The sequence below is a fragment of the Caballeronia sp. GACF4 genome (assembly GCF_023631025.1).
Classification (GTDB): Bacteria; Pseudomonadota; Gammaproteobacteria; order Burkholderiales; family Burkholderiaceae; genus Caballeronia.
This window is the reverse complement of sequence record NZ_JALQDW010000022.1, coordinates 24,180-50,960: the sequence shown is the minus strand read 5'-3', so window position 1 is coordinate 50,960 and position 26,781 is coordinate 24,180. Positions and strand designations below refer to the sequence as shown.

General features: G+C 61.8%; 23 protein-coding genes and 2 pseudogenes. 21 read left to right on the top strand and 4 right to left on the bottom strand.

Annotation, left to right across the window (positions count from 1 at the left end; translation table 11 throughout):
* Positions 1–92: 92 nt before the first annotated feature.
* The 5 genes and pseudogenes from NCR40_RS21930 to arsH all read left to right on the top strand — a co-directional run bounded on the left by NCR40_RS21930 (position 93) and on the right by arsH (position 4,899).
* Entirely contained in the window at positions 93–2,288 is a 2,196-nt protein-coding gene (locus NCR40_RS21930) for a PAS domain-containing hybrid sensor histidine kinase/response regulator (RefSeq protein WP_350029321.1), read from the top strand.
* Positions 2,289–2,661: 373 nt separating this feature from the next.
* Positions 2,662–3,513 (top strand): IclR family transcriptional regulator, encoded by an 852-nt coding sequence (locus tag NCR40_RS21925; RefSeq protein ID WP_250510656.1) that lies wholly within the window; start codon positions 2,662–2,664, stop codon positions 3,511–3,513.
* A gap of 155 nt (positions 3,514–3,668) precedes the next feature.
* Positions 3,669–3,785 (top strand): annotated as a pseudogene (locus NCR40_RS21920) (transposase); the annotation flags it as partial.
* A 170-nt stretch (positions 3,786–3,955) separates the two neighbouring features.
* Positions 3,956–4,126 (top strand): annotated as a pseudogene (locus tag NCR40_RS21915) (arsenical-resistance protein); the annotation flags it as partial.
* A gap of 50 nt (positions 4,127–4,176) precedes the next feature.
* Complete coding sequence (arsH, locus tag NCR40_RS21910; RefSeq protein ID WP_350029320.1) at positions 4,177–4,899, top strand: arsenical resistance protein ArsH; 723 nt, start codon at positions 4,177–4,179, stop codon at positions 4,897–4,899.
* Between the two features lie 130 nt (positions 4,900–5,029).
* On the opposite strand, the gene NCR40_RS21905 is transcribed toward arsH, so the two are convergent.
* Together NCR40_RS21905 and NCR40_RS21900 are read right to left on the bottom strand one after the other, a co-directional pair.
* Entirely contained in the window at positions 5,030–5,866 is an 837-nt protein-coding gene (locus NCR40_RS21905; protein WP_250510655.1) for an alpha/beta fold hydrolase, read from the bottom strand.
* Between the two features lie 224 nt (positions 5,867–6,090).
* On the bottom strand, positions 6,091–7,008 hold the full coding sequence (locus tag NCR40_RS21900; protein ID WP_250510654.1) for a LysR family transcriptional regulator: 918 nt from the start codon (positions 7,006–7,008) through the stop codon (positions 6,091–6,093).
* A gap of 113 nt (positions 7,009–7,121) precedes the next feature.
* Between NCR40_RS21900 and NCR40_RS21895 the strand changes: the two genes are divergently transcribed.
* Together NCR40_RS21895 and NCR40_RS21890 are read left to right on the top strand one after the other, a co-directional pair.
* Positions 7,122–7,874, top strand: coding sequence for an SDR family NAD(P)-dependent oxidoreductase (locus tag NCR40_RS21895; RefSeq protein WP_250510653.1), 753 nt, complete (start codon positions 7,122–7,124; stop codon positions 7,872–7,874).
* A gap of 49 nt (positions 7,875–7,923) precedes the next feature.
* Positions 7,924–8,649: a pirin family protein gene (locus tag NCR40_RS21890; RefSeq protein WP_250510652.1), complete on the top strand. Its 726-nt coding sequence runs from the start codon at positions 7,924–7,926 to the stop codon at positions 8,647–8,649.
* An 80-nt stretch (positions 8,650–8,729) separates the two neighbouring features.
* Here NCR40_RS21890 and NCR40_RS21885 read toward each other — a convergent pair whose 3' ends face one another.
* A complete protein-coding gene (locus NCR40_RS21885) occupies positions 8,730–9,356 on the bottom strand; it encodes a tyrosine-type recombinase/integrase (RefSeq protein WP_250510651.1) in 627 nt (208 codons plus the stop codon).
* A 596-nt stretch (positions 9,357–9,952) separates the two neighbouring features.
* Between NCR40_RS21885 and NCR40_RS21880 the strand changes: the two genes are divergently transcribed.
* From NCR40_RS21880 to dapA, 5 genes are read left to right on the top strand one after another with little or no spacing between them, the layout of a single operon-like run.
* Positions 9,953–11,314 (top strand): FAD-binding oxidoreductase, encoded by a 1,362-nt coding sequence (locus NCR40_RS21880; RefSeq protein ID WP_502801014.1) that lies wholly within the window; start codon positions 9,953–9,955, stop codon positions 11,312–11,314.
* 51 nt (positions 11,315–11,365) lie between these two features.
* Positions 11,366–12,466, top strand: coding sequence for an ABC transporter substrate-binding protein (locus NCR40_RS21875; protein ID WP_250510649.1), 1,101 nt, complete (start codon positions 11,366–11,368; stop codon positions 12,464–12,466).
* Between the two features lie 33 nt (positions 12,467–12,499).
* On the top strand, positions 12,500–13,594 hold the full coding sequence (locus NCR40_RS21870; protein WP_250510648.1) for an ABC transporter ATP-binding protein: 1,095 nt from the start codon (positions 12,500–12,502) through the stop codon (positions 13,592–13,594).
* A gap of 4 nt (positions 13,595–13,598) precedes the next feature.
* Entirely contained in the window at positions 13,599–15,401 is a 1,803-nt protein-coding gene (locus tag NCR40_RS21865) for an ABC transporter permease subunit (RefSeq protein ID WP_502801013.1), read from the top strand.
* A gap of 25 nt (positions 15,402–15,426) precedes the next feature.
* Positions 15,427–16,332: a 4-hydroxy-tetrahydrodipicolinate synthase gene (gene dapA, locus NCR40_RS21860; protein WP_250510647.1), complete on the top strand. Its 906-nt coding sequence runs from the start codon at positions 15,427–15,429 to the stop codon at positions 16,330–16,332.
* On the opposite strand, the gene NCR40_RS21855 is transcribed toward dapA, so the two are convergent.
* Complete coding sequence (locus tag NCR40_RS21855) at positions 16,333–17,160, bottom strand: IclR family transcriptional regulator (RefSeq protein ID WP_250510646.1); 828 nt, start codon at positions 17,158–17,160, stop codon at positions 16,333–16,335.
* A gap of 70 nt (positions 17,161–17,230) precedes the next feature.
* Here NCR40_RS21855 and proC point away from each other — a divergent pair, with 70 nt between their 5' ends.
* The 9 genes from proC (at position 17,231) to NCR40_RS21810 (ending at position 26,774) form a co-directional block, all read left to right on the top strand.
* Positions 17,231–18,040 (top strand): pyrroline-5-carboxylate reductase, encoded by an 810-nt coding sequence (gene proC, locus NCR40_RS21850; RefSeq protein WP_250510645.1) that lies wholly within the window; start codon positions 17,231–17,233, stop codon positions 18,038–18,040.
* Between the two features lie 27 nt (positions 18,041–18,067).
* Entirely contained in the window at positions 18,068–18,817 is a 750-nt protein-coding gene (locus NCR40_RS21845) for an electron transfer flavoprotein subunit beta/FixA family protein (RefSeq protein ID WP_250510644.1), read from the top strand.
* Positions 18,818–18,819: 2 nt separating this feature from the next.
* The gene (locus tag NCR40_RS21840) at positions 18,820–19,758 is read left to right on the top strand and encodes an electron transfer flavoprotein subunit alpha/FixB family protein (RefSeq protein ID WP_250510643.1); all 939 of its coding nucleotides are present in this window, start codon (positions 18,820–18,822) and stop codon (positions 19,756–19,758) included.
* Positions 19,759–19,980: 222 nt separating this feature from the next.
* Entirely contained in the window at positions 19,981–20,604 is a 624-nt protein-coding gene (locus tag NCR40_RS21835; protein WP_250510642.1) for a TetR/AcrR family transcriptional regulator, read from the top strand.
* 71 nt (positions 20,605–20,675) lie between these two features.
* Positions 20,676–21,911 carry an ABC transporter ATP-binding protein gene (locus tag NCR40_RS21830; RefSeq protein ID WP_250510641.1) on the top strand — a complete coding sequence of 412 codons (1,236 nt, stop codon included), beginning with the start codon at positions 20,676–20,678 and terminating at the stop codon, positions 21,909–21,911.
* Positions 21,911–22,813 (top strand): ABC transporter permease, encoded by a 903-nt coding sequence (locus NCR40_RS21825; RefSeq protein ID WP_250510640.1) that lies wholly within the window; start codon positions 21,911–21,913, stop codon positions 22,811–22,813. Before NCR40_RS21830 ends, NCR40_RS21825 begins: the two co-directional genes overlap by 1 nt.
* Entirely contained in the window at positions 22,810–23,631 is an 822-nt protein-coding gene (locus tag NCR40_RS21820; RefSeq protein WP_250462523.1) for an ABC transporter permease, read from the top strand. Before NCR40_RS21825 ends, NCR40_RS21820 begins: the two co-directional genes overlap by 4 nt.
* Positions 23,632–23,669: 38 nt before the next feature.
* Positions 23,670–24,701, top strand: a complete 1,032-nt coding sequence (locus NCR40_RS21815) for an extracellular solute-binding protein (protein ID WP_250510639.1) — start codon at positions 23,670–23,672, stop codon at positions 24,699–24,701.
* Between the two features lie 21 nt (positions 24,702–24,722).
* Positions 24,723–26,774, top strand: coding sequence for a hydantoinase/oxoprolinase family protein (locus NCR40_RS21810; protein ID WP_250510638.1), 2,052 nt, complete (start codon positions 24,723–24,725; stop codon positions 26,772–26,774).
* Positions 26,775–26,781 lie beyond the last annotated feature (7 nt).

Genomic DNA, 26,781 nt, shown 5'->3' with positions numbered 1-26,781 from the left:
GGACTGTGGCAGCGACCGTATGCGAATCATTTCTGCAGTCCTTATCTCTCCAGCTCGTTAAGGTGCGATTGCATACGTCTAAGCTTCGATGGATGCCCACATATAGGCACTCGCATGCTTTCGATTTCCCCATCAATTGCGAGTCAGGCCATGTATCAGAGTCGTTGGCTTGTATGTCGAAGCGCGCGGCTTTTCGCGAAGGCAATGGCTGGTTCCTGATCCGTGTTAACCTGAATCATCCAACACCGACTTCTTTAGCCATGGCCTTGCCCATCTGGTTAGGTAAAGAGTGCCGCGTAGCGCAACACCTGCGTGGCATTGACTGGGCCCAAACTTCTGTGGGTCCAATAGGGCAATGGGATGCTTGCTTACAAGGGGCGGTCACAAGCTGTCTCAGTTGTTCCTTTCCAGCTTGTGTGATGTGGGGCGAGGACCTGACCGTTATACCCAACCGGGAACTATGCGAATGTCTCGGAATGGAAGCCGCCGTTCTCGTAGGAACACTCTCGGCAAATGTCTGGACTAGCTGTCGGGATACTGTCTTACCGGTTATCCACGCGACTCTTAGGCAGCGCAGCCTCGTCCGCTCACGCGACGATGAGCTTCCTTTCACTCGCGGCTCAACAGGCGAGCAAATATATTTCGCGGTTTCTTGCAGCCCTATCTATGATAGCGACGGGGAGGTAGCCGGGGCCTTGTGCATCTTTAATGAAACCACGGAAATCGTCCTGGCCCGACAGCGCATCGCGCATGATCAGAAGGCGGTGAAAGCTGCGCGGCGTCTGGACGAAGACCGGCTGCAGGCCATTATTGACCAATTGCCCGCCGGCGTTGGCCTCACCGACGCCACCGGAAGATGGATCCTCAGCAATGCGCTGATGCGAAAATACATACCGACGGCCGTCCCATCAACGCTTCCGGAGCGGGCGACACTTTGGCAGGGATGGGACGCCTATGGAGACCCAATACCACCGCACGAGTGGCCTGGCGCACGAGCGCTGCGTGGTGAGACAGTGACACCCGGCCAGGAGATGCTTTATCTTGGCGTCCCAGGACATCGTATTTGGATGCGAGTAAGTGCGGCTCCGCTGCGTGATGAAGCTCATAATTTGGTTGGGACCTGCTCGGTGGTACAAGACATCAGCGACTTAAAGGATGCCGAGCAAGCGCTGAAGGAAGCGGATCATCGGAAGAACGAGTTCCTTGCTGTGCTCGCCCACGAGCTTCGAAACCCGTTGGCGCCGATACGAACTGGCTTAAACATTCTAGAACATACGCTTGATGCCGAAACGCGTTCGCACGTTCATCGTATGTTCAATCGCCAGATGGCTCACATTGTCCGGCTAGTTGATGACTTACTCGAGGTTTCGCGCATCACCAGCGGCAAGATCGAACTGCGCAAGGAGCAGCTAAATCTACCCGCGATCCTTTCGAACGCTATCGAGATCAGTCGACCCGCCATCGACAGAGGTCAACACCGACTTACCGTCAGATTTTCAGCTGAACCGCTAACCGTCCATGGGGACCCGGTACGGCTCACACAGATCTTCGCCAATCTGCTAAATAATGCCGCTAAGTACACTAACGCCGGTGGCCACATCGAACTTACCACCGCACGAGACAATAAGTATGCGATTGTCTCCGTACGGGATAACGGTATTGGCATTTCCGCGAACATGCTGCCACGAATTTTTGACATGTTTAGTCAAGAAGAGAAGTTCCGCAAGCATGCGCAAGGAGGCCTTGGCATCGGATTGACCTTGGTTCGAAGCCTTGTTCAACTGCACGGCAGTACTGTCTTAGCCCGCAGCGACGGTTTGGATAAAGGTAGCGAGCTGATAGTGCATCTACCCCTGATTGATGCACCCACCTCCTTGCAAACGTGCGCTGCGGAAAATGCCCCGTTTGATCAAAATAAGCTTGTGGGCAAGAGACTTCTCATCGTTGACGACAACGTTGATGCGGCGGAAAGCCTTGCCTTACTTTTGAGTATGTTGGGTGCGCAGACGCGCACTGTACACGGTGGGCTTGCGGCGTTGGACGCATTAAAGACAGTGCAAGTTGACGCTGTCCTGTTAGACGTCGGCATGCCGGACATGGATGGTTACGAGCTTGCCCGACGTATCCGTGCAACTAAGGCGTTAGCTGCATTAACATTGATCGCCATTACCGGTTGGGGCCAGCACGACGACCGACAAAAATCGCGGGCCGCAGGGATCGACCACCATCTCGTGAAACCAGTCGACATTGTCTTGTTGCAGAACGTTTTAACAGTCCAGAACGGTTAATAGACTCAATAACGTCTGCGCCGCAGACCCTAAACGATCAAGATCGTGATCCGCATGTGGTTCGGACGGGCAGCTTCACAGCGGTAGCGAACGCGTTAAAAATATGCAAGTTGATCGCAACCAGGCAAATTTGAAACTGGAAGCGCATCTGGGCGCAAGCGTGTTGCAACAGAACCACGCCGAAGTTATGTTTGACCGAAGCGGGGACAGCTTATGCTGAACGTGCAGCGGGACCGCCAGGCAGCTGATGATGGGAAAACGCTGTTAAGTTGATCCGCGGCCCACCAGAATGACGTTATCTAACTTTAGAGGCGTCCGTCTCGGCAGGCAATTAACTGGTGTTGAAGAAGTTCAAAGATGAGATTACCGAAGAATGCACATGTCAAAAAGCCGGCTATCAGACCGGGAAAAACCGAGAGAGAAAGAGGGCGAAGAAGTCACGGCGCTTGCGCGCGGTCTTGACGTTCTACGCCGTATCGCTGCCGCCGACGCCCCTGTCAGCAACCGAGAGCTGACCGAATGGACTGGCATTCCCAAACCTACCGTGTCGCGCATCACCGCGACGCTCGTGGGCGCGGGCTTGCTGCTGCGGATGCCCGACAGCGAGCGTTTCGTGCTGACCGCCTCGGTTCTGGAATTCAGCAACGGATTTTTTCGCAATTTCGATATTCGTGCTCGGGCGCGCCCCCACCTCATCGCGCTCGCCGAGGAGACCGGTCTGTCGGTGCAACTGGCGGTGCGGGACCAGTTGGAAATGGTGGTCATCGATGCCGTCCGTCCGCATTCGGCCGTGCTCGTCTCGCGTCTCGAAATGGGCGAGAGGGTGGACCTGACCCGTACCGCCGTGGGGCGCGCGTACTTGTCCGTGCTGTCACAGGCGGATCGCGAGTCGCTCATCGGTAGTCTGCAGATCGCATCCGGCGACGACTGGCCGCACATCGCGATGGGACTTCGGCGCGGTATCGAAGACACGCATCGCAATGGTTTTGCGACTTCGGGCAATGAATTGCAGTTAGGCCTCAACGCAATTGCGGCGGGCTTCATCGGACCTTCGGGAGAGCGTTACTCCGTGAATTGCAGCGGCGCGGCACATCAGTGTCCCGAAGAGACGCTCATCGAAACAGTCGCGCCCGCGCTGCTGCGCTGTGTGAGCCAGATCGCGCATGAGATCGGCGGCACGTCGGGCGCCGCAACGGCGAACATTGCGATGAACGCCACTGAGTAGACTCGACACCCTGACGCATCGGCTGGCCGACCCGTTGACGGGTTCGGCCGCCTTGTGCTCGCATCGTGCGAAATTCCCATCAGCGCGCGCGTGCACTGATAATCACGTGAAGGAAGTAAATAGTGCTAACAACTACTGGAGCAGCGTCGGTAATCGGACGGGCCCAGGCTTTCCGCTCTGGACGAGAACTTGCCGCCTATCTAGGACTTGTACCGCAGCAGACGGTTTCGGCGGCAAAGGTCAAGCTTGGCGGGATCAGCAAACGTGGCAACGTGTAACCGCGAGAAGCGCCGAATCTTAACCGGTCTGAGACATCGGTGTGTCCCACAGAAAAAATCAGTGGACGCAGCTTGCCTAGCTCTCAAACCTAGACGCTATTTGGGCGTCTATTCGAACTTACGACGTTTGGCAAATGGAACGCGGCCATGTATAAGATCTGCAACATTGCGTGACCATCGGCTTGACTGGCGCGCTGAACTTCTTCGAACTGGCTGTCGCCACGGCAATCGGATTGTTGGACTTCAGCTCCGGGGCCGCGCTCGCGACGGTCGTGCGAGTGTTGATCGAGATGCCCGTCATGCGGAGCGTGTGCGCGGTTTGCACCGCTCTAAGGACTGGGATGTGTGCGTCTGACGAATTTGGAAACGATCACAGAGAGCGAACGTGTCTAATCTTACTACTGACCTCCCCCAGGTGCACCCCGAGCTGTTTCGCCCGCCCGATATTAATCGCCTGCGGCCTGCGAACGCGTCGCCCCATCCGCCGCGCATTCTGCTGCTCTATGGTTCGCTGCGCGAGCGCTCGTTCAGCCGCCTCCTGAGCGAAGAAGCCGCGCGCCTGCTAAGGGCCATGTATGCCGAAGTGCGTACGTTCAATCCGAGCGGCCTGCCGCTGCCGGACGATGCACCGGACAGCCATCCCAAGGTCGCCGAGCTGCGCGAGCTGGTGCTGTGGTCGGAAGGTATGGTCTGGTGCTCGCCGGAGCGGCACGGTGCGATGACCGGCATCATGAAGGCGCAGATCGACTGGATTCCGCTTTCGGTCGGGGCGGTGCGGCCGACCCAGGGTAAGACGCTCGCCGTGATGCAGGTCAGCGGCGGATCGCAATCGTTCAACGCCGTCAACCAGATGCGCGTGCTCGGACGCTGGATGCGCATGCTGACCATTCCCAACCAGTCTTCGGTGGCCAAGGCCTTCCTGGAGTTCGACGAAGCCGGCCGCATGAAGCCTTCAGCGTATTTCGACCGCGTTGTTGATGTTATGGAAGAGTTAGTCAAGTTCACGTTGCTGACACGCGACATCGGTCCGTACCTTGTAGATAGGTACAGCGAACGCAAGGAGAGCGCAGAGGAACTGATGAAGCGAGTCAATCAGGCCAATATCTAAGGCTTGGCGGCTGAAAGCAGTGGCAGTGCGGACGTTCCAATATCGGCACAAAGCACCGGGCCAGTGTCTGGAAGTGGCCGACTTCGGAAGGCTGCCCGCTTCACGACTATGCTGTGAAGCGGGCATCGGCTTAGGCCTGCACGAAAGCCAGCAGTTCAGCGTTCAACACGTCCGAGTTTACGGTCAACATACCGTGCGAATAGCCGGGATACGTCTTCAGAGTTCCGTTCTTGAGTAACTCGATCGACTTCTTCGCCGAATCACCGATTGGCACAATCTGGTCGTCCTCACCGTGCAAAACGAGCGTGGGTACGGTGATGGCGCGAAGATCTTCTGTCTGGTCCGTTTCGGAAAAAGCCTTGATGCCCTCGTAATGTGCCTTTGCACTACCCACCATGCCTTGTCGCCACCAGTTCTGAATGACGCCTTGGTGGACCGTCGCATCAGGGCGGTTAAAGCCGTAGAACGGACCCGACGGTACGTCTAAAAAGAACTGCGCACGGTTGTCGGCGAGTGCCTTGCGAAAACCATCGAAGACCTCGATGGGCAAACCGTCCGGATTCGCATCCGTCTTCACCATGATCGGCGGCACGGCGCTCACCAGCACCGCTTTCGCCACTCGACCCGCCGGCTGGCCGTGTTTAGCCACATAGCGCGCGACTTCGCCGCCGCCCGTCGAGTGGCCGATGTGCACCGCATTGCGCAAGTCGAGCGCTTCGGCCACGGCGAAAGCATCGGCGGCATAGTGGTCCATGTCGTGACCATCCGACACCTGCGACGAACGGCCGTGACCGCGCCGGTCATGCGCAATGACGCGATAGCCCTTTTGGACGAAGAACAGCATTTGCGCATCCCAGTCGTCGGACGATAGCGGCCAGCCGTGGTGGAAGACAATGGGCTGCGCGTCTTTCGGGCCCCAGTCCTTGTAGAAGATATCGACGTTGTCGTTCGTGGTGACGTACGGCATGATCATTTCCTTTCTAAAGTTTTTAGTGGCAATGGCTGGCTGTCTTAAACCCGGTGTCTGTCTTCGTAGCCCCATGCTGGGTTGTTCACGGTAATCCAGCGCTGTTGCGGACGTGAGAAGCGTACGAAAAAGCGCAACGACGCAGAATAGCTGCTACTGCAAACCACCGTTGCAGTGGTGCAATATAAGAGACCAAAAAGTCATTCGAACGACGCCTGCCAGCTTCACCTTGCACCGAGCCACACCGGTTCGGAGAGATGCTGTGCGAAGTAGTCCGAGAGCGCCGTGACTTTCGCCGGACGCGAGCGCGCTGACGGCGTCACGAAGTAGAGACCGCCCTTTGTCAGGTGCCAGTCCGTCAGAATCGACTCCAGCCGTCCGTCTGCTAAGTACTCGCCAGCGATGAACTCGGGCAACTCCGCGATGGCCAGCCCTTTCAGCAACGTGGGCAACAGCGCATCGGAATTCGTCACCCGGAGCGGACCGACGGGCGTGACCGGCTCCTCCTCGCCTGCATCGTTGACGAAACGCCACACATCGCTGCGCGCTCGGTACGCATAAGACAAACATGGCCTGTCGACGAGGTCGCGAGGATGCGTAGGACGGCCGTGTCGCTCGAGATACTTCGGTGATGCGACAAGCAGTTGAGAGATTGGGCACAGGCGCTTCGCCACGAGCGAAGAATCCGGCAACGCCGCGATTCTTAGCGCCGCATCGAAACCCTGCGCGACGATGTCGACAGTCGCATCTGATAGATGCAGATCGATCGACACCTCGGGATAGGCTTCGAAGAAGCCCGGCAAGAGCGGCGCGACCCAGAGCAAGCCAAACGACATTGGCACGGCTAGACGTACGAGGCCGCGTGGCTGAACCGACATCTCTCGCGCGGCGTTTTCCGCCTCCTCCGCCTGCCGGTAGATGTCCCCGGCTTTCTCCGCAATCGTTCCGCCAAATTCTGTCAGGGCAAGCTGGCGCGAGGTGCGATTGAAGAGCCTCGCACCGAGCCGCTCTTCGAGTCTCGCCACGCCGCGCGAGACCGTGGCAACCGACACACCCATCGCACGCGCTGCCGCGGCGAACGATCCCTCTTCGGCCACCTTGGCGAACATCGCCAGTCCTTCAAAATCCGGAAACTTCGTCATTTCATTTTTGCAATGATTGTTTGCAGGCGATTCTATTTCGAAAAGATCGGTGCGTCGATATTCTTCTCACATCGCTTCACGACACATCAACCGAACAAACAAGGAGAAACACCATGGCACGTAAGCTCGAAGGAAAGATCGCTCTCGTCACCGGCGCCAGCAGCGGCATCGGCCTCGCAACGGCCAAGCGCTTCGCGGCGGAAGGCGCGCATGTGTATATCACCGGCCGCCGTCAGGCCGAACTGGATGCAGCCGTATTGGAAGTCGGCAACGCGACGGGTGTACGTGTCGATTCGTCGAAACTTGATCAGCTCGACGCACTGTATGAGCAGATCCGCGGCGAGAAGGGTCGCCTTGATGTGCTGTTCGCCAATGCAGGCGGCGGCTCGATGGTGCCGCTTGGCGAAATCACCGAAGCGCACTATCACGACACCTTCGATCGCAACGTAAAGGGCACGCTGTTCACGGTCCAGAAAGCACTGCCGCTGCTGTCGCGGGGCGCATCGGTGATCCTCGCCGGCTCGACTGTGACCATCGAAGGAACGGCGGCCTTCAGCGTCTATTCTGCCTCGAAGGCCGCTATTCGCAACTTTGCACGTAGCTGGATTCTCGATCTGAAGGACCGCGGCATCCGCGTCAACACGATCAGCCCCGGCGCGACGAAGACGCCCGGCTTGGTCGAGCTTGCCGGACCGGACGCCACGCAGCAGCAAGGGCTGCTGGATTATTTGGCGTCGCGCATTCCGATGGGCCGTGTCGGCGATCCGAACGAAATCGCGGCCGCAGCGCTCTTTCTGGCATCCGACGACGCGAGCTTCGTGAACGGCGCCGAGTTGTTCGTCGATGGCGGTCAGGCTCAAGTCTGAGCCTGCTGCTCGGGGTGGCAGCGCCAGGCTGCGCTGCCGCACTCGGCACATGGAGATCGAGATGATCGAGCATCGCCCATTCGAGACGCTCGGCCGCATCGAGCGCGACTGGCTTCAGGCGAGACTGCACTTTCGCTTCGGCGAGATCGGTCAGCCCCAACATGCACCGGTAGGCCCGCTCTACATCTGGAACGACGACACGTTCGCGCCGCAGTCGGGATTTGGCATGCACGCCCACAAGAACGTGGAGATCGTCACCTTCGTGCGCTCGGGCGTCCTCACGCACGAAGACAGCTTCGGCAACACCGGCCGCATCGAAGCGGGCGATGTGCAGGTGATGAGCGCCGGCACCGGCATTCGACATGCCGAGCGCAACATGGGAAGTGAGCCGGCGCAGTTGTTTCAGATCTGGCTGACACCGCGCACGTTCGACGGTGAGCCACGTTGGGCTCAATGTCGTTTCGATATGGATCGATATGTCGAAGGCTTCGGTGTCTTTGCAAGCGGCGCGTCAGCGGACATTGACGCCGGCGCCCTGCCGATAGATGCTGATGCCCGTCTCTTGGCTGCAAACATGCATGCCGGGCAATGCCTCGATTGCACGTTGTCCAAGGGTGCGATGGCTTATCTTGTCCCCACAGCAGGCGGCATTCAAGTGAACGACGTCCGTCTCGCCGCCCGCGATGGAGCGGCAGTGATCAACGAGTCTGCTCTGTCGATCACTGCATTCGGCGACACATGGGTCGTCCTTCTTGAGACCGTCCTGTCCCAGTAGCGGCCGTTCGAGTGGCCGCACTGTGAATTAGGCAAGCGGCAGAAATTGGCCGACAAGCGCACGCTCGTCGGCCACGGAAGCTAGACTTCCGTTTGCTCAGCCATCTCAAGTGCGTCGTCTACCTCGATCCCAAGGTACCGCACCGTGCTCTCGATCTTTGTATGGCCCAAAAGCAGTTGGACCGCGCGCAGGTTCTTAGTGCGGCGATAGATCAACGACGCTTTTGTTCGTCGCATTGTGTGCGTACCGTATGCGCTGTCGTCGAGTCCGATCGACGCGATCCAACGATGAACGATGCGTGCATACTGACGCGTCGACACATGCGCTGAGGCATGCAGCCGGCTTGGGAACAAATAATCGGCAGGCTTCAATCCTCGAGCACAAATCCAAGCCAAAACACTTTGACGAGTCTGCTCCGTTATTTCAAACTGAACCGGTCGATGCGTTTTCTGCTGCATGAAAGTCGCGCGAGCTACGATATGACCTCCCATGGAAATATCCTGCACTTGCAAGCGCGTCAAATCGCACGCTCGAAGCTTACTGTCGATCGCAAGGTTGAACATCGCCAACTCGCGAGCGTTGGATGACATCTGCAGTCTTGTCCGAATCGCCCAGATCTCACGAAGCTTCAACGGAGGCTTCTGTCCGGTCAGCCTCCCCTTATTCCACGGCACCCGACGAGCGGGCGAACAATTAAGCGCTTCCATGGCAACCTCCTCTTCGATGAAGGGAGATCAATCTTGCGCTCACGCCAGCGGTCGCTGTTCGACCCACAACGGACGGTCGCATTCTCAGCGATCCAAGGGCAGATAACGGAAGCAGTACAGTCATCCACCTCACGCTCCGCAACCTTTGCGCACGCGACGGAAGACAGTCTGCCCCAAGCTTAACAAGGCCGCTGTTCCGAGCATGCCCGTCGAAGACTTCACCGCGCATCTTCCACGTGCCTCGCAAACCATCGGACACGACGTCGACGGGCTATCCCAGCAAAGCATAGCGACACGATGGAGCAGTGCGCGTTGTCTGCCGCTCGGTCCGAAGGCGGATGCGGCCCTAACGCAGCCTCTCATCAGATTATTACTTTGTAAGTCTTTGACACAAAAGCCAAATATATCGCGCCACACTCTAAGTAATTGCTATGCAATCACCGTGATTTCATTTCAATTTTGGTGCTCATATTCTTTTCTCAACAACGGGTGGAACCTTCGTCGAAATGGAGCTTGCCTTGTTTGATGAAACTGAATTAATCGGCCGTTTGCGCAGTCTGATAGGTGATGATGCAGTCATCTCCGTCGCGGAGGACATGGGCGGTTTCGTCGAGGATTTCCGCGGGCGGTATCGCGGTGCGGCGCTGTGCGTGGTGCAGCCGTCGTCGACGGAGCAGGTCGCGGGTGTCGTCCGCCTGTGCGCGGCGGCGAGGGTGCCCTTGCTCGCCCAAGGCGGCAACACCAGCCTGTGCGGCGGCTCCGTGCCGGCGACGCAAGGCGTGCCGCCTGTCATAGTCAACCTGGCGCGCATGCGCCGCATTCGTGGCATCGACGCCGCGAACGGTTCGATGGAAGTGGAAGCGGGCTGTGTCCTCAAGACTGTGCAGGATGCAGCCGCCGATGTCGCGCTACTCTATCCCGTGAGTCTTGGCGCGGAGGGTTCGTGCCAGATCGGCGGCACGCTTTCGACCAACGCCGGCGGCACCGGCGTGCTGCGTTATGGCAATACGCGCGAGAACGTGCTCGGCCTCGAAGTGGTCATGGCCGACGGCACCATCTGGAACGGCCTGCGCGGGCTGCGCAAGGACAACACCGGCCTCGACCTCAAGCATCTTTTCATTGGCGCGGAAGGCGCGCTCGGCATCATCACGGCGGCGACCCTCAAGCTGCATCCGCTGCCGACGCATCACGCGCTCGCCTGGTTTGCGCCGACCGACCCGCAAGCCGCGCTGACGATACTCGGGATGTTCCAGGCCAACTGCGGCTCGCGCCTCTCGGCGTTCGAACTGATGAACGCACGGCAATTGCAGCTGGTCGTCGAGCACGTGATGGATCGCCGCGCACCGCTCGAAGGCGCGCACGACTGGCACGTGCTGGTCGAGCTGGGCGACACGCAAGGCGCATCCGACATGGAAAGCGTGTTGCAGGCCACGCTCGAAGAAGCGGCCGAAGCAGGCTTGCTCGAAGACGCGATCATCGCGAGCAGCGACCGTCAGCGCGCCGCACTGTGGGAAGTGCGGCACAGCGTGACGGAAGCTAACAAGAAGGCCGGCATCGGGTTGACCACGGATTGCGCGGTGCCGTTGTCCGCGGTGCCTGCGTTCATCGAACAGGCTACGCAAGCTGTGCTCGCGCTCAACGCGCAGATCGGCATCGTGATCGTCGGCCATATGGGCGACGGCAACATCCATCTGGTGCCGATGTACACCTTCGATGCCTGGCGCGCGCTGCCCGACCAGGCCGCCGCGGGCGCTGCCGTGCGTCGCGCCGTGAACGATGCCGCTCATGCGCTCGGCGGCACGTTCAGCGCGGAACATGGCGTCGGCCAGACGGGCTTGCCGGAAATGGCGCACTACAAGTCCGCGGCCGAACTGTCGATCATGCGTGCCGTGAAAAGTGCGCTCGATCCCGCGAACCTCATGAACCCGGGGCGTCTCTTTCCCGCCGCGCCGCTCTGATCCACCCCTCATCAAGCCACCACCGCCCCTCGCTTACCGCAGGAGACTTATATGAAGCCCAAGCACGATAATGACAAAACGATCCTCAACCCCGCCCGCCGCTCGGCGATCAAGACCGTAGGCGCAGGCATCGTGGCCGGCGCGTTCCCGTTTGTCTGGACGCCTTCGCGCGCGGCCAGCAAGCGCATCGTCGTGCGTGACGACGGTGGTATCTACACCAAGGCGTACGGCGCGGTGTACTACAAGCCGTTCTTCGAGAAGACCGGCATCGAAGTGGTGGGCGTGCAGGCGAATGCCGAGCCGACCGCGCAGATCAAGAGCATGGTCGAAGCAGGCAGCTACGCGTGGGACATGGCGAAGATCAGCCAGCCCGCGATTCTTCTGCTGACCTCGGGTGGCAAGGAATATCTCGAGAAGCACGGCCTCGAATCCGATCCGACCATCGCCAAGATTCCCAAGCAATACATGTCGGCATATGGCGTGGGCACCAATGTCTATTCGACCGTGCTCGCGTATCGCACCGATGCGTTCAAGGGCCGCAAGGCGCCGAGTTCGTGGGCCGATCTCTGGAACGTGAAGGACTTCCCGGGCCGCCGCTCGATCCGCAAGTATCCGTTCGATACGCTGGAAGAAGCGATGATGGCCGATGGCGCATCGACGAGCCAGGTCTATCCGATCAACTTCGATCGCGCGTTTGCAAGTCTCGACAAGATCTCGAAGCAAGTGGATGTGTGGTGGACGACGGGCGCGCAAGTCGAGCAGATGCTCAACTCGGGCGAAGTCGCGATGGTCGCGACGTGGGCCTCGCGTGCGCAATCGGCGATGGCCTCGGGCGCGCCGGTGGGCATCGTGTGGAACCAGAACATCTGGGGCTGCGACAACTGGGCGATCCTGAAGGGCACGCCGAACGCCGATGCCTGCCGCGAGTTCATCAGGTTCGCCAGCGACCCGAAGCGTCAGGCCGCGCTCGTCGAGTACTTCCCGGCGGGTCTCACGCATCCGGAATCCTTTAACTACGTGAAGCCGGAACAGGCGAAGAACTGCCCGACGTTCCCGGACAACATGAAGACCGGCGTGCATATCGATGCAAAGTACTGGCAGGAGAATCAGAGCGTGGCGCTCGAGCGCTTCAACCGCTGGATTCTCACTTAAGGCCTGGCATCGTTCATCAAGGAAGAGATCCGCATGGCAACCATCAATCTCCAGATCAGCGGTCTGTGCAAGCGTTACGGCGACTTCGTCGCGCTCGCGCCGACCGATCTTGACGTCGCACAGGGCGAGTTCCTGACGCTGCTGGGCCCGAGCGGCTCGGGCAAGACCACGCTGCTGAGCCTCATCGCGGGGCTTGCGCAGGCGGACGGCGGCTCGATCCGCATCAACGGCGTCGACGTCACCGACGGCGCGCCGTACGACCGCGACATCGGCATGGTGTTTCAGAACTACGCGCTGTTTCCGCACATGACGGTGGCGGAGAACATCGCGTTTCCCCTGCAGATGCGCAAGGTCGATGCGGCCAGCGCGAAGAAGCGCGTCGCCGAGGCGCTGGAGATGGTGCATCTGCCGCACGTCGCGGGTCGCTATCCGCGCGAGTTGTCGGGCGGGCAGCAGCAGCGTATCGCGCTGGCGCGCTGCATGGTGTACCGGCCGTCGATCATCCTGATGGACGAGCCGCTCGGCGCACTCGACAAGAAGCTGCGCGATCACATGCAGCTGGAGATCAAGCGCATTCACCGCGATCTTGGCACCACGATCATCTACGTGACGCACGATCAGGAAGAAGCGATGACGATGTCGGACCGCATCTGCTTGATGGATGCGGGCAAGATCGCGCAGCTGGGTACGCCTGCTGATCTGTACTTCCGTCCGAAGAATGTGTTCGTGGCGGATTTCCTCGGTGAATCGAATCTGCTCGATGCACAGGTCACGTCGCGTGAAGGCGATCAGGTGCGCCTCGCGATGCAAGGCATCGACAAGGGCCGCGCGATGGTCTACGACGCACAGGTGCAATCAGGCAAGCCGGTGAAGCTGATGCTGCGTCCGCAGAATTTGCGCGTGAACGGTCACAACGATTCAAGCGCGGAGACCATGTCCGCCAGGCTCACCGACATCATGGTGACCGGCGGCATGACCAAGCTGTACATGCAGCGCCAGCAGCAGAACGCGGAGGCCGCTGAACTGGTGGCGTCGTTCCCCACCGACCGGCTCGGGGCGCGCTATGAGATCGGCCAGACGCTGACGCTGTCGTGGTCGCCCGCCGATGCTGTCGCCATCGCGGGGTGAGCCGATGAACCCTTCCGCCATGACCGCGCAGAACGATCGCGCCGCGCCGCGCAAAACACGCAACCCGCGCCTGAGCCGCAAGCTGCGCGTGGCCGCGATGGCCGCACCCGTGATCGTGCTGCTCACGGTGTTCCTGATCTATCCGGTCGGACAATTGCTGCTGCTGAGTATTCACAATCAGAGCGGCTTCACGATGGCCGAGTACAAGCGGCTGTTCGCCTCGTCGGTGTATGTGGAAGTGCTGTGGGTGACGATGAAGGTATCGCTGCTCACGACCTTCTTCTCGGTGCTGGTGGGCTATCCCGTTGCGTACCTGATCTCGGCCGCCACGCGCGAGCGCAAGAACCGCTTGCTGTACTGGGTGCTGCTGTCGTTCTGGACGAGCTTTCTGGTGCGTACGTTTGCGTGGGTCGTGCTGCTCGGGCGCAACGGCGTGCTCAACTGGCTGCTGAAGCACCTCGGTCTTGTGGATTCGCCGCTGGGCCTGCTGTACAACCTGCCGGCAGTGATCGTAGGCATGACGCACGCGTTGATGCCGATCGCCATCATGACGATGCTCTCGGTGATGGAGAACATTGACCGGAGGTTGCCGAGCGCGGCATCGACGCTCGGTGCGCGTCCGGGCACGGCGTTCTGGAAGGTGTATTTCCCGCTGTCGCTGCCGGGGGTGTTTGCATCGGCGTTGATGGTGTTCGTCACCGCAATCGGCTTCTTCATCACGCCGACGCTGCTGGGCGGACGCCACGAGACGATGATTACGCAGTTGATCATCGATCAGGTGTTGCAGGCGTTGAACTGGGGCTTCGCGGGTGCGATCTCGGTGCTGCTGCTGGCGGTGGTGCTGGTGGTGTTCGTGGTGTATGACCGGATGGTCGGTCTCTCGACGATGACCGGTGGCAGCACGGCGAACAACCCGAAGCAGCACGGTGGCATGGGCCGCAAGGTCGGCGACGCGCTGCTTACGCTGCTGGCAAACGCAACCGACACGCTGATCGCCGTACTCCCGAAGCGCAAGAAGCGCGCAGGCGACGGCAACGGCATGACGCTGCGCACCGTCGTCACACTGATCCTGGTGTTCCTGAGCGCGCCTGCGTTCCTGATGATCCCACTGTCGTTCGATTCCGCCTCGGGCCTTGCCTGGCCGCCGCACGGCGTGTCGTTGCAGTGGTACCAGCAGGTGATGGACTCGCCGCTGTGGATGCAGGCCGCGACCCGTTCGCTGGTGGTAGGCGTGGGCACCGGTGTGCTGTCGATGGCGATCGGCACGCCCGCGGCGTTCCTGCTGGTGCGCGGCGGCTTGCGCTGGAATGCGGCGATGCTCGCGTTCGTGCTCGCCCCGATCGTCGTGCCGCGCATGATCCTGGCGGTGGGCGTGTTCTATTTCTTCGCGAAGATTGGCCTGGTGGGTTCGTCGCTGGGACTGGTGCTGGCGCACACGGTGGTCGCGGTGCCGTACGTGGTGATCACGATGATGGCGGTGCTGCGCAACTACGACACGCGCCTCGACCTCGCCGCACAGAGCATGGGCGCCCGCACCTTCACGACACTCAGACGCGTAACCTTCCCGATCCTGAGCGCAGGCATGCTCTCCTCGTTCCTGTTCGCGTTTGCGACTTCGTTCGATGAGTTGACCATCGCGCTGTTCTCGTCAGGCGGATTGAGCACGACGCTGCCCAAGCAGTTCTGGGACGAGACCACGATGCAGATCTCGCCGGTGATCGCCGCCGTATCCACGCTGCTGTTCGTGTTCATCTCCATTCTGATTTCCATTGCCGACCGCTTGCGTCGTCGAAGCACGGCATCCTGAGCCATTCAAATTTAAAGAGAATCGTATGTCGCTGACGTCTCAATCCTTGCATGGCATCCTGCCCGCGATTCCCACGCCGGTGAATCCGGACGATACCATCAACGTCGATGCCACCCGCGCCTTGCTGCGCTATCTGCTCGAACAGGGCATTGACGGCGTACTGCCGCTGGGCGGCACGGGCGAATACGGCGCGCTGTCGAGCGAGCAGCGCGTGCGCATGGTCGACCTGACCGCGCGCGAAGCAGCGGGCCGCATTCCGGTGATCGCCGGCGTGCTCGATCCGGGATATCACGATGCAATGAAAGCCGCGAAGGACTTCGCCGCCGCCGGCGCCGACGCCTTGCTCGTGCTGACGCCGTATTACACGAACCCGACGCAGGCCGGCATCCGCGATTACTTCCTGCGCTACGCCGACGAATCCCCGGTGCCCATCCTGCTGTACGAAATCCCGTACCGCACGCGTATCGCGATTGCGCCCGAGGTCATTCATGAGTTGTCGAAGCATGAACGCATCATCGGCATGAAGGCGTGCAACACCGACATGTATCACTTCCTGCGCGTAGTCGCGGGCGTCGATGATTCCTTCGCGGTGTTGAGCGGTGAAGACACCTTGTTCCCGCTCCACGTGGCGGCGGGGGCGCGGGGCGGTATCGTCGTGACGGCGTCGCTGTTGCCGACGGCATGGCGCCGTATCTTCGAACTCGCCAGCGCAGGCAAGACGCAGGAAGCGCTCGCGATGCATCGCTCGCTGATCCCGCTGATGAACCTCGCGTTCGCCGAAACCAATCCGGGCCCGATGAAGTCGGTCATGGACCTGATCGGCGTGAATGCGCCGGACATGCTCGCGCCGCTGGTTCGTGCCGACGACACGCTGTCGGGCAACCTGCGCGCCGAGCTGAAGAAGCAGCTGGCGATCTTCGAAGGACGCTGATCAGCGGCGCGACATCGGCAGCCGCGACTTCGAGATGGAGGTCGCGGCGACCTGTACGTGCTTGACCAGTTCCGCCTCGACACGCTCGATGGTCCAGCGCGTGGTGGGCACCGAGATGTTGACGGCGGCCACAGCGGTGCCGTCATGATCGGTGATCGGAGCGGCCACGGCGATGTCGCCCAGCACGGTTTCATTCTCGATGACGCTATAGCCCCGGCGCGATGCCTGATGCACGCGTTCGAGCAGCTTCTTCTGATCGGTTTCGGTATAGGGCGTCATGCGTTCGAGCGGTGTGCGCGACATGACGGCCTTCAGCTGCTTCTCGGGAAGACGCGAAAGAATGGCGATGCCGGACGCCGTATAAAGCGCGGGAAGACGCGCGCCCAGCGCGATATCCACGTTGAAGAGATGGCGGCCGGGAAAGCGCGCGACAAACACGATCTCATTGCCGTCGATCTCGTGCAGGTTCGTGGTTTCGCCGAGATGACGGCTGATGTCGAGCAAATAAGGCGAGGCTTTATCGATCAGCTCGTTGGCGCGGATGTAGTTATACGAAAACTGCAGGACCTTGGTCGTGAGACGGTAGTCGCGCGTTTCAGGCACACGCGCCAGATAGCCGAGCGCTTCGAGCGTATGAACGATGCGTTGCGCGGCGCTGCGGTCCAGCGACGAAGCCTTGGCGAGATCTGCAAGCGTCATCTGCCGGTTCGGACCGTCGAAGGCGTGCAGCACACGGAAGGTCTTTTCAGCGGAACCGACGAACAGCGAAGAGCGCTCGCCGGATGCTTCGCGCGTGCTGCGCGCAGACGTGGATGATGCCTTGGGCATGGGGCCAATGATTGTATTCCGATGGCTTCGATTGTAGTTCAATCAAAGATGCTTAACTCAGGAAAACGATATGAAAATCGCCTTCATCGGCGCAGGTAATCTCGCTTCGGCTCTGATGGGCGGACTCATTCGACGAGGCGCAACCCCGCATGACCTGCTGGCCGTCGATCCCGACGAAAGCAAGCGGCAAGCAGCCGCGCAGGAACTGTGTGTCGCTACGGCGGAGCGCCTTGCATCGGCGGAAGGCGTCGATGCAGTCGTGCTCGCCGTGAAGCCGCAAATCCTGGAGAAGGTGTGCGCCGCGCTTGCTCCGTTGCTCAAGCGGCAACTCGTCATCAGCGTCGCGGCAGGCGTGCGCATCGCGGATGTCTCGCGTTGGCTCGGCGGCTACGCGGCCATCGTCCGGTCGATGCCGAACACGCCCGCGTTGATCGGCATGGGCATGACGGGACTGCACGCAGCGCCAGACGTGACGCCCGACATGCGCGAGCAGGCGAATGCCGTCATGAGTTCGGTGGGCGCTACGCTGTGGGTCGAGCACGAAGCACAACTCGATGCGGTCACGGCAGTGTCGGGAAGCGGGCCGGCCTACGTGTTCTATTTCATCGAATCATTGATCGCTGCGGGCGAAAGCGCCGGGCTCGATGCCGGGCAGGCGCGCACGCTGGCGCTGGAGACGTTTTTCGGTGCATCGGCGCTGGCGCGGCAGTCGGATGAAACGGCGGCAGTGTTGCGCGAGCGGGTGACGTCGAAGGGCGGCACGACGGCGGCCGCGCTGGCCTCGTTCGAACAGTCCGGCATCAAGGAAGAAATCGGGCGCGGCGTGCGTGCGGCACAGGCGCGCTCGGATGAACTGGCCCGCGAACTGGGCGCGAAGTAAAGATAATTTCACTCTCATCTCAAGCTTATGAAAGTTATCGTAACCGTCAAACGCGTGGTGGATTACAACGTGAAGGTGCGCGTGAAGTCGGACAACACGGGCGTGGAACTCGCCAACGTGAAGATGTCGATGAACCCGTTCGATGAAATCGCCGTTGAGGAAGCAGTGCGTCTGAAGGAAGCGGGCATCGCGACTGAAGTGATCGCCGTGTCGTGCGGTGTGACGCAATGTCAGGAAACCTTGCGCACGGCGCTTGCCATCGGTGCGGATCGCGCGGTGCTGGTGGAGACGGCGGAAGAGCTTCAGCCGCTCGCCGTCGCGAAGATCCTGAAGGCGTTGGTCGATCAGGAAAAGCCTGAGCTCGTCATTCTCGGCAAGCAGGCTATCGATGACGATTCGAATCAGACCGGTCAGATGCTCGCTGCCTTGGCGGGATTGCCGCAAGCGACGTTCGCCTCGAAAGTAGTGATTGCCGATGGCCGCGCTTCTGTCTCGCGCGAAGTGGATGGCGGTGCGGAAACGCTGTCGCTGAAGCTGCCGGCAGTCATCACGACGGACTTGCGCCTGAACGAGCCGCGTTACGTCACGCTGCCAAACATCATGAAGGCGAAGAAGAAGCCGTTGAGCACGATGACGCCTGCCGAACTCGGCGTCGATGTTGCGCCGCGGTTGAAGACGCTGAAGGTCGTCGAGCCGCCGAAGCGCAGCGCCGGTATCGCGGTGCCCGACGTAAAGACTCTGGTCGAGAAGCTGAAGAACGAAGCGAAGGTGATCTGAACATGACGATTCTGGTAATTGCGGAACACGACAACGCGTCGATCAAGGCAGCCACGCTGAATACGGTTGCAGCGGCCACAACGATCGGCGGCGACGTGCATGTGCTGGTCGCAGGCTCTAACGCGCAAGGTGCAGCGGATGCCGCCGCGAAGATTGCAGGCGTGGCCACAGTCCTGCTCGCCGATGCGCCTCAACTTGCCGACGGCCTCGCGGAAAACGTCGAAGGCACGGTGCTGAACATCGCGAAGGACTATTCGCACATCCTCGCGCCGGCTACGGCTTACGGCAAGACCATCGCGCCGCGGATCGCCGCGCATCTCGACGTCGCGCAGATCAGCGACATCACGGCCGTCGACAGCGCCGACACCTTCGAGCGTCCAATCTACGCGGGCAATGCCATCGCGACGGTGCAGTCGAGCGATCCGATCAAGGTCATCACGGTGCGCGCAACCGGCTTCGATCCGGTCGCAGCGGAAGGCGGCAGTGCAGCAGTCGAGAAGATCGAAGCCGCCGCCAATGCAGGCATCTCGCAGTTCGTGAGCCGTGAAGTCACGAAGCTGGACCGTCCGGAACTGACGAGCGCGCACATCATCGTGTCGGGTGGCCGTGGCTTGGGCAGCGGCGAAAACTACACGAAGACGCTCGAGCCGCTGGCGGACAAGCTGGGCGCGGCGCTGGGCGCATCGCGCGCGGCGGTCGATGCCGGTTATGTGCCGAACGACTTCCAGGTGGGCCAGACGGGCAAGATCGTCGCGCCGCAGCTGTACGTGGCGGTCGGTATCTCGGGCGCGATCCAGCACTTGGCCGGCATGAAGGACAGCAAGGTGATCGTCGCGATCAATAAGGACGCGGAAGCGCCGATCTTCAGCGTGGCCGATTACGGTCTCCTTGGCGATCTGTTCACGGTCGTGCCGGAGCTGGTCGCAGCACTCGACCACTGACTCCTGCAGCAATGGTCGCGACTTGATGCCCCTCGGGCATGAAGTCTTGATTATTTCTCACGCTACACGCGTTTCTTTCCTCGCCAGAATACTTTCACCACGACGCCGCCGGAGCCCGCCAGGGCCTGCCGGCGCCGGCTGCGCGCGCTCGTTCGCGCGAAGCCACCCCCACTTACATACCGAGCAGATGGTATCTGCACGACGCCAGAACGGAGACCGGCCATGACGACGACCGTCGCGAAAAGGCGCACGCAGGCCGACCGCACCGCGCTCGCGCGGGCTGCGCTGGTGCGCTCGGCCATCGCGATCCTGAGCGACCTCGGCTTTGCCCGCGCAACGACCTCGGCCATCGCCGAGCATGCGGGCGTGACCACCGGCGCGCTGCATCACCACTTCCCCACCAAGGAGAGCCTGCTGTTCGCGGTGCTCGACGAACTCACCGAAGAAGCGCTCGCGCTGTTTCGCCAGTTGCGCGATCCGGCGAGCCGTGGCGACGGCGCGGCGCGCGGCATCGTCACGTCGCTGTGGGCGCTGTACGGCAGCCGCCGCTATTGGGCGGTCTGGGAAATCAACATCGGATTGCGGCCAGATCAGGCGCTGCATGAGGCGCTCATCGAGCACCGGACGCGCACGCGCGAACGCATGTACCGCGTCGTCGAGGCGAATCCGTCGCTCAGGGCCGACACGAAGCGCGCACTGACCGAACTGCTGCCGTTTCTGCTCTCGTCGATGCGCGGCATCTTCCTCGACACGTTCTTCGCCGGCCATGAAGCCGAATGGCTGAATCGCCAGCTCGAGCGGCTGATCCATGCGCTCGATCAGGAGATGAAGGCGCTGTCCGCCTAGCCGAACCGCAACATCCCGCGCAATGCCCTTATTTGAATCGCATCACCCCGATCAGGCACCTGGGAGCTCGCATGAATCACCCTAGTCGCGCTACGGCGCATCCGGCGGCAGGCGCCGCGAGAACCGGTTCGAAGAGCCTCGTCCTCGAAGGCGTCAGCAAGCGCTACGGCGGCGTTCAGGCACTCGACACGCTGACGCTCGCCGTGGAACCGGGCGAACTGGTTTCGCTGCTCGGGCCGTCGGGGTGCGGCAAGACGACCACGCTGCGGCTGATCGCGGGCTTCGAGTTTCCCGATACGGGCAGTGTGCGCATCGACGGCGCCGACGTCTCCGCGTTGCCGCCGAACAAGCGCGGTCTCGGCATGGTGTTCCAGAACTACAGCCTGTTTCCGCACATGACGGTGGGCGAGAACATCGGCTTCGGGCTGCGCATGGCGGGCGTGAAGAAGGCGCAGATCGCGGCGCACGTGACCCGCATGCTCGATCTGATTCGTCTGCCGCAGTATGGCGATCGCCGCATCGGCCAATTGTCGGGCGGCCAGCAGCAGCGCGTCGCGCTGGCGCGCGCCATCGTCAATGATCCTTCGGTGCTGCTGCTCGACGAACCGCTCGGCGCGCTCGACAAGAACCTCCGCGAAGGCATGCAGTTCGAGATCCGCCGCATGCAGCAGGAACTCGGCATCACGAGCGTGATGGTCACGCACGATCAGGAAGAAGCGATGACGATGAGCGATCGCGTCGTCGTCATGAGTCACGGGCGGATCCTGCAAAGCGGCGCGCCGCGTGAAGTGTATGACCGGCCGCACAACCGCTTCGTCGCGGAGTTTCTGGGCACGGCGAATGTGTTCTCGTGCCGCGTCAGCGCGCGCAGCGTGCAGTCGATGACCGTGGTCACGCTGCCCGAATCCGGCAACGCTCCGGTCGAGATGACGCTGGACCTGCCGCGCGCGTTGCAGGGCGACTTGCCCGGCACGCTGGAAGTGGCGCTGCGGCCGGAGAAGATCGCCATCGATGCGCCCAAGGAAGGCCATATCCGCCTGCGCGGACAGATCGTGCAGCACGTGTTTCGCGGCTCGCAACATTCCTATGAGATCGACGTGCCGGGCCTCGGCCCGCGCATCTACGCCTACGAACAAGCGTTCTCCACCGATCACGCGGGCCATGCGCGCGGCCAGGCGGTGACGGTGTCCTTCGCCCCGCACGACGTGGTCGTGCTCGAACCGGACGGCGCGCCCGCCGCCGCGCCGGATGCGAGCATCGCGCCGGTCACGCAGACCGGGCCGCTGGCGAGCGAAGGAGCGCGCTGATGTCCACGCCCGCCGCCACCGCATCTGCCGCCGCGCCGCAAGGACGGCGGCGCGCCCGCGAGGCCGCGCTGCGCATCACGCTGCTGTGCGCGCCCGCGCTCGTGCTGCTGATCGTGTTCTTTGCGTTTCCGCTGATCGGCAACGCGCTGCGCAGCCTCGGACTTGACGCGCAGGCTGCGCCGTCGCAGACGAGTCCATGGTCGAACTACGAGAAGCTGTTCGTCGATCCGTACTACCGCGGTGTGATCGTCGAGACCATCAAGGTGAGCTTCATCGCGACGCTGCTGTGTATCGCGCTCGGCTATCCGATCGCGCACTTCATGGTGCGCCGCGCGGGACGCCTCGCCATGCCGATGCTGTTCCTGCTGATCGCGCCGCTGCTCACGTCGATCATCATGCGCACGTTCGGCTGGCGCGTGCTGTTCGCGCGGCACGGTCCGTTCAACGACCTGCTGATGTGGCTGCACCTGATCGAACGGCCGCTGCGCGTGCTGGGCGGACCGCTTGGCGTGTATATCGGCATCGTGCACGTGATGGTGCCGTTCATGGTGCTTTCCATCGTGCCGGTGCTGCGCGGCGTGGACCGGCGGCTCGAAGAGTCGGCGCGCATTCTCGGCGCGGGCGCGGCGCGCACGTTCCTGCTCGTCACCTTGCCGCTCGCGATGGAAGGCATTCTTACGGGCTGCGTGCTGGTCTTCATGCTCACGAGCGGCAGCTTCGTCACACAACTGCTGCTCGGCGACGGCAGCGTGGTCACATTGCCGCTGCTGATCTTCCAGCAGTTCTCGCTCACCCAGGATCTCGGCTTCGCCAGCGCGATGGGCAACCTGCTGCTCGTCATCGTGCTTGCGTGCCTGTATGTCCAGTTGCGCGTCGCCGGACGTAAGGGAGACGCACGATGATGCGCGCCGGAACCCTCGACAGAATGGCCGCGCGCGCCGGCGCCGGTTCGCTCGCGGTCTTCACCGCGCTGTTCTTCATCGCGCTCATCGCGCCGATCGTGGTGGTGGTACTGGTGTCGTTCTCGCCGGACGAATCGCTTGCCGTGCCGCTCGGCGGCTTGTCGCTGCGCTGGTATCACCGCTTGTGGGATTACCGCCCGTTCGTCGATTCGCTGTTGACGAGCCTTTATCTCGCGCTCAGCTCGTCGTTCATCGCGATCCTGATCGCCGTGCCCGCGGCGATCGGCGTGGGCCGCAGCAGCGGCCGTGTGGCGACGGCCTTGACGACCTTCCTGCTCGCGCCCATCGCCATTCCCGCGCTGGTGATCGGGCTGTCGCTGCTGTACTTCCTGTCGAACATCGGCATTGGCGTGTCGTTCCTGGCGCTGCTGATCGCGCATACGGTCGTGTCCGTGCCCTACGTGATGCGCACCACGCTCGCAACGTACAAGAACACGCATGCATCCTATCTGGAAGCGGCCTCGGTGCTTGGCGCGGACCGCTGGCAGACCTTCCGCCACGTGACCTTGCCGCTAATCGCGCCGGGCATCTTCGCGGGCGCGCTGTTCTCGATTCTCGTGTCGCTCGACAACCTCGGCGTGTCGTACTTTTTCGGTACGGCGAACGTCACGACGCTGCCTGTCGTGATGTTGTCGTACCTGCAAAACCAGTTCGATCCCGCCATCGCCGCGATCAGCACGGTGCAGATGGCGATCACCATTGTCCTGCTGTTGATCGTCGAAAAAACCTACGGCCTGCGCGCGTTGACGACGCAATGAAGCCAGCGCCACACCACCTCACCTGCTACGGAGCCTGAATGAACGTCTCACATGCTGTGCGCGCCACTGGGCTGGCGATCTCGCTTTCCGCCGCCGCGCTGACCTCGCACGCCGCCGACCTGACCGTCACCGCTTACGGCGGTGCATGGGAACAGGCTTATCGCAAGTGCTTCGTGCAGCCGTTCGAGAAGCAGACCGGCAAGTCGGTCGACGTGATTCTCGGCAGCCCGATGCAGTGGATCAACCAGATCGCGGCGAACACGGCGCATCCGCCCATCGACGTGATGATCGGCCTCGTGGACAGCGGCGAGATCGCGCGCCAGAAAGGCCTGGTGGAGCCGATCGACGAGAAGAACGTGCCGAACCTGAAGGACATCAAGCCGAACATGCTCGCGTACGGCAAGGGCTATGGCTTCCCGATCGCGTTCGGCGACTTTGGCCTGATGTACAGCAAGAAGGCGGTGCCGAATCCGCCGAAGACGTGGAAGGAATTCGTCGATGGCACCAACGCCGGCAAGTGGCACGCGGCGCTGCCCGGCATCGCCTACGTGGGCACGGCGCAGGGCTTGATCGGCTTGTTCGCGATGGTGTACGGCGGCAGTCTCGACAACGTGCAGCCGGGTCTCGACGAGATCAAGAAGATGCAGAAGAGCGGCAACGTGACCTTCTACAGCGAACCGAATTCGCCGCTGGTGGCGCTCAAGTCGGGCGATATTGACATGGCCATGTACTTCGACGGCCGCGCCTGGGCCGAGCATGACGCGAGCAATCCGGACATCGGCTATCTGAATCCGAAGCCGGGCGCGGTAGCGTTCCCGACCATGGTGCAGAAGGTCAAGAACGGCTCGCCGCTCGGCTTCCAGTTCATGAACGTGGTGGCATCAGCGGAAGGGCAGAGCTGCTTCGCCAACCTGATCCAGTACTCGGCGTCGAACAAGAACGCCAAGTACTCGGAGAAGGTGGCGCCGCGCGTGCCGCAGGACAACGACTCGATGTGGCTGCCGTTCGACGTGATCTCGCAGAAGACGCCGCAATGGGTCGAGATGTGGAACAAGCAGATCGGTCGCTGACCGCAACAGAGGATTGAGTTCATGAGCCTGAGAATTGGAGTCGATATCGGCGGTTCCTTCACCGATTTCGCGGTGCTGGACGACGACACGCGCAGTATCCGCACGCTGAAGGTGTTCTCGCGTCCCGACAGTCCCGGCAGCGAAGTGCTGGCGGGCATGGCAGGGTTGATCGAGCGCTATGGCATCGAGGCGCGCGATGTCGCGTACTTCACGCACGGCACGACGGTGGGCGTCAACGCGGTGGTGCAGCGGCGCGGCCTGCGTCTCGCCCTCATCACCACGGAGAAGTTCGAGGACGTACTGGACATTGCGCGCCTGAAGATCCCCGACATGTATCACCTGCTGTCGCGCCGGCCGGATCCGCTGATTCCGCGCGACCGCGTGTTCGGCGTGAAGGGCCGGCTTGCGGCGGACGGCAGGGAGGAAGCGCCGATCGACAAAGCCAGCGTGCTTGCTGCCATCGAAGGCATTCGCCGCTCGGATTGCGAAGGTGTCGTGGTGTCGCTGCTGCATTCGTATCGCAATCCGCAGCACGAAAAGGACGTGAAGGCGCTGATCGCGAAGCACTATCCGGAGCTGTTCGTGTCGTGCTCGCATGAAGTGTGGCCAATCATCCGCGAATACGAGCGCACCTCCACCGCGATCATCAGCGGCTATGTGCAGCCGAAGGTCGCGGACTATCTGACGCGCCTGCAAGCTGCGCTCGCTGAAGCCGGCGTGCCCGCCGAACTGAAGGTGACCAAGTCGAACGGCGGCGTGATGAGCGCCGAGAACGGCAAGAGCAACTGCGCGCAGATGATCCTGTCGGGCACGGCGTCGGGCGTGATCGGCGCGGCGTATATCGCGAACCAGTGCGGCATTCGCAACTGCATGAGCCTCGATATCGGCGGCACGACGGCGGACGTCGCGCTGATCGTCGACGGCAAGCCGCAGTACGCGACCGGCGAATACATCGGCGAATTCCAGATTCATATTCCGTCGGTGTCGGTGTCGTCGATTGGTGACGGCGGCGGGTCCATCGCGTGGGTGGACGACTTCGGCGTGTTGAAGGTCGGCCCGCACAGCGCGGGTTCGAATCCGGGTCCGGTCTGCTACGGACGCGGCGGCGAACAGCCCACCATCACCGACGCCTTCGCCGTGATGGGCGTGCTCGGGCAATCGGACCTCGGCTACAACTCGGTGTCGCTGGACCGCGAGGCTGCGCGCCGTGCAATCGGCACGCTCGCCGGGCGGCTCGGCAAGAGCGTCGAGCAGACGGCGGAAGCCATCATCCGCGTATCCACGTCGAGCATGTATGCGGGCACGAGCCGGCTCGTGTCGCGCTTCGGCATCGACCCGCGCACCTTCACGCTGCTGCCGTTCGGCGGCGCCGGCCCGATGCTCGCGTGCTATCTGGCGCGCGCGCTGAACATGCCGGACGTCACCGTGCCGGTCACGCCGGGCGTGCTGAGCGCGCTGGGCGGACTGATCGCGGACATCAAGAACGACTTCGTCAAGACGACCTACTACGAGCTGAACGAGGCGACGCTCGCGCTCCTCGCGAACGATGCCCGCGAACTGGAGAAGCAGGCGCGCGACTGGATGACGGCTCAGATCGGTCACTCGGAGGGCGTGTCGATCGTCATGACGGCGGACATGCGCTATCGCGGGCAATCGTTCGAGATCGAGACGGCGCTCGATGCCGCCACGATCGCGTCCGGCGATCTCGCCGCAGTGCGCGAAGCGTTCCATCGCGAACATCGTCGCCTGTATGGCCACAGCGACGATCACGCGGGCATTCAGCTGGTGGCGCTGCGGCTGGTGATTTCATCGCCGACGCCGAAGCCCGAGCTCGAACGCATCGCGATGAGCGATGCGGCGCCGGTGCCGGTGCGCGAGATCGATGTGTGGATGGACGACGAAGCGCGCCGCATTCCGCTGTATCGCCGTGCCGATCTCCGCGCGGGCCAGGCGTTCGAAGGCCCGGCAGTGGTCTCGCAAGACGATGCAACCACCTGCGTGCTGCCGGGCTTCTCGGTCACCGTCGATCCGTTCGGCAATCTGGTTCTGACGAATCGCGCAACTCAACTTTGAAGACCGA

Excerpts from the sequence above, each read along its gene's own strand:
- NCR40_RS21830 (WP_250510641.1), top strand. The coding sequence starts at position 20,676 with ATGAATCACCCTAGTCGCGCTACGGCGCATCCGGCGGCAGGCGCCGCG.
- NCR40_RS21870 (WP_250510648.1), top strand. The coding sequence starts at position 12,500 with ATGGCAACCATCAATCTCCAGATCAGCGGTCTGTGCAAGCGTTACGGC.
- NCR40_RS21895 (WP_250510653.1), top strand. The coding sequence starts at position 7,122 with ATGGCACGTAAGCTCGAAGGAAAGATCGCTCTCGTCACCGGCGCCAGC.
- NCR40_RS21815 (WP_250510639.1), top strand. The coding sequence starts at position 23,670 with ATGAACGTCTCACATGCTGTGCGCGCCACTGGGCTGGCGATCTCGCTT.
- NCR40_RS21925 (WP_250510656.1), top strand. The coding sequence starts at position 2,662 with ATGCACATGTCAAAAAGCCGGCTATCAGACCGGGAAAAACCGAGAGAG.
- NCR40_RS21890 (WP_250510652.1), top strand. The coding sequence starts at position 7,924 with ATGGAGATCGAGATGATCGAGCATCGCCCATTCGAGACGCTCGGCCGC.
- NCR40_RS21825 (WP_250510640.1), top strand. The coding sequence starts at position 21,911 with ATGTCCACGCCCGCCGCCACCGCATCTGCCGCCGCGCCGCAAGGACGG.
- NCR40_RS21855 (WP_250510646.1), bottom strand. The coding sequence starts at position 17,160 with ATGCCCAAGGCATCATCCACGTCTGCGCGCAGCACGCGCGAAGCATCC.
- NCR40_RS21865 (WP_502801013.1), top strand. The coding sequence starts at position 13,599 with ATGAACCCTTCCGCCATGACCGCGCAGAACGATCGCGCCGCGCCGCGC.
- NCR40_RS21930 (WP_350029321.1), top strand. The coding sequence starts at position 93 with ATGCCCACATATAGGCACTCGCATGCTTTCGATTTCCCCATCAATTGC.
- NCR40_RS21835 (WP_250510642.1), top strand. The coding sequence starts at position 19,981 with ATGACGACGACCGTCGCGAAAAGGCGCACGCAGGCCGACCGCACCGCG.
- NCR40_RS21820 (WP_250462523.1), top strand. The coding sequence starts at position 22,810 with ATGATGCGCGCCGGAACCCTCGACAGAATGGCCGCGCGCGCCGGCGCC.
- NCR40_RS21840 (WP_250510643.1), top strand. The coding sequence starts at position 18,820 with ATGACGATTCTGGTAATTGCGGAACACGACAACGCGTCGATCAAGGCA.
- NCR40_RS21905 (WP_250510655.1), bottom strand. The coding sequence starts at position 5,866 with ATGCCGTACGTCACCACGAACGACAACGTCGATATCTTCTACAAGGAC.
- NCR40_RS21810 (WP_250510638.1), top strand. The coding sequence starts at position 24,723 with ATGAGCCTGAGAATTGGAGTCGATATCGGCGGTTCCTTCACCGATTTC.
- NCR40_RS21885 (WP_250510651.1), bottom strand. The coding sequence starts at position 9,356 with ATGGAAGCGCTTAATTGTTCGCCCGCTCGTCGGGTGCCGTGGAATAAG.
- NCR40_RS21880 (WP_502801014.1), top strand. The coding sequence starts at position 9,953 with ATGGGCGGTTTCGTCGAGGATTTCCGCGGGCGGTATCGCGGTGCGGCG.
- NCR40_RS21900 (WP_250510654.1), bottom strand. The coding sequence starts at position 7,008 with ATGACGAAGTTTCCGGATTTTGAAGGACTGGCGATGTTCGCCAAGGTG.
- NCR40_RS21845 (WP_250510644.1), top strand. The coding sequence starts at position 18,068 with ATGAAAGTTATCGTAACCGTCAAACGCGTGGTGGATTACAACGTGAAG.
- proC (WP_250510645.1), top strand. The coding sequence starts at position 17,231 with ATGAAAATCGCCTTCATCGGCGCAGGTAATCTCGCTTCGGCTCTGATG.
- NCR40_RS21875 (WP_250510649.1), top strand. The coding sequence starts at position 11,366 with ATGAAGCCCAAGCACGATAATGACAAAACGATCCTCAACCCCGCCCGC.
- dapA (WP_250510647.1), top strand. The coding sequence starts at position 15,427 with ATGTCGCTGACGTCTCAATCCTTGCATGGCATCCTGCCCGCGATTCCC.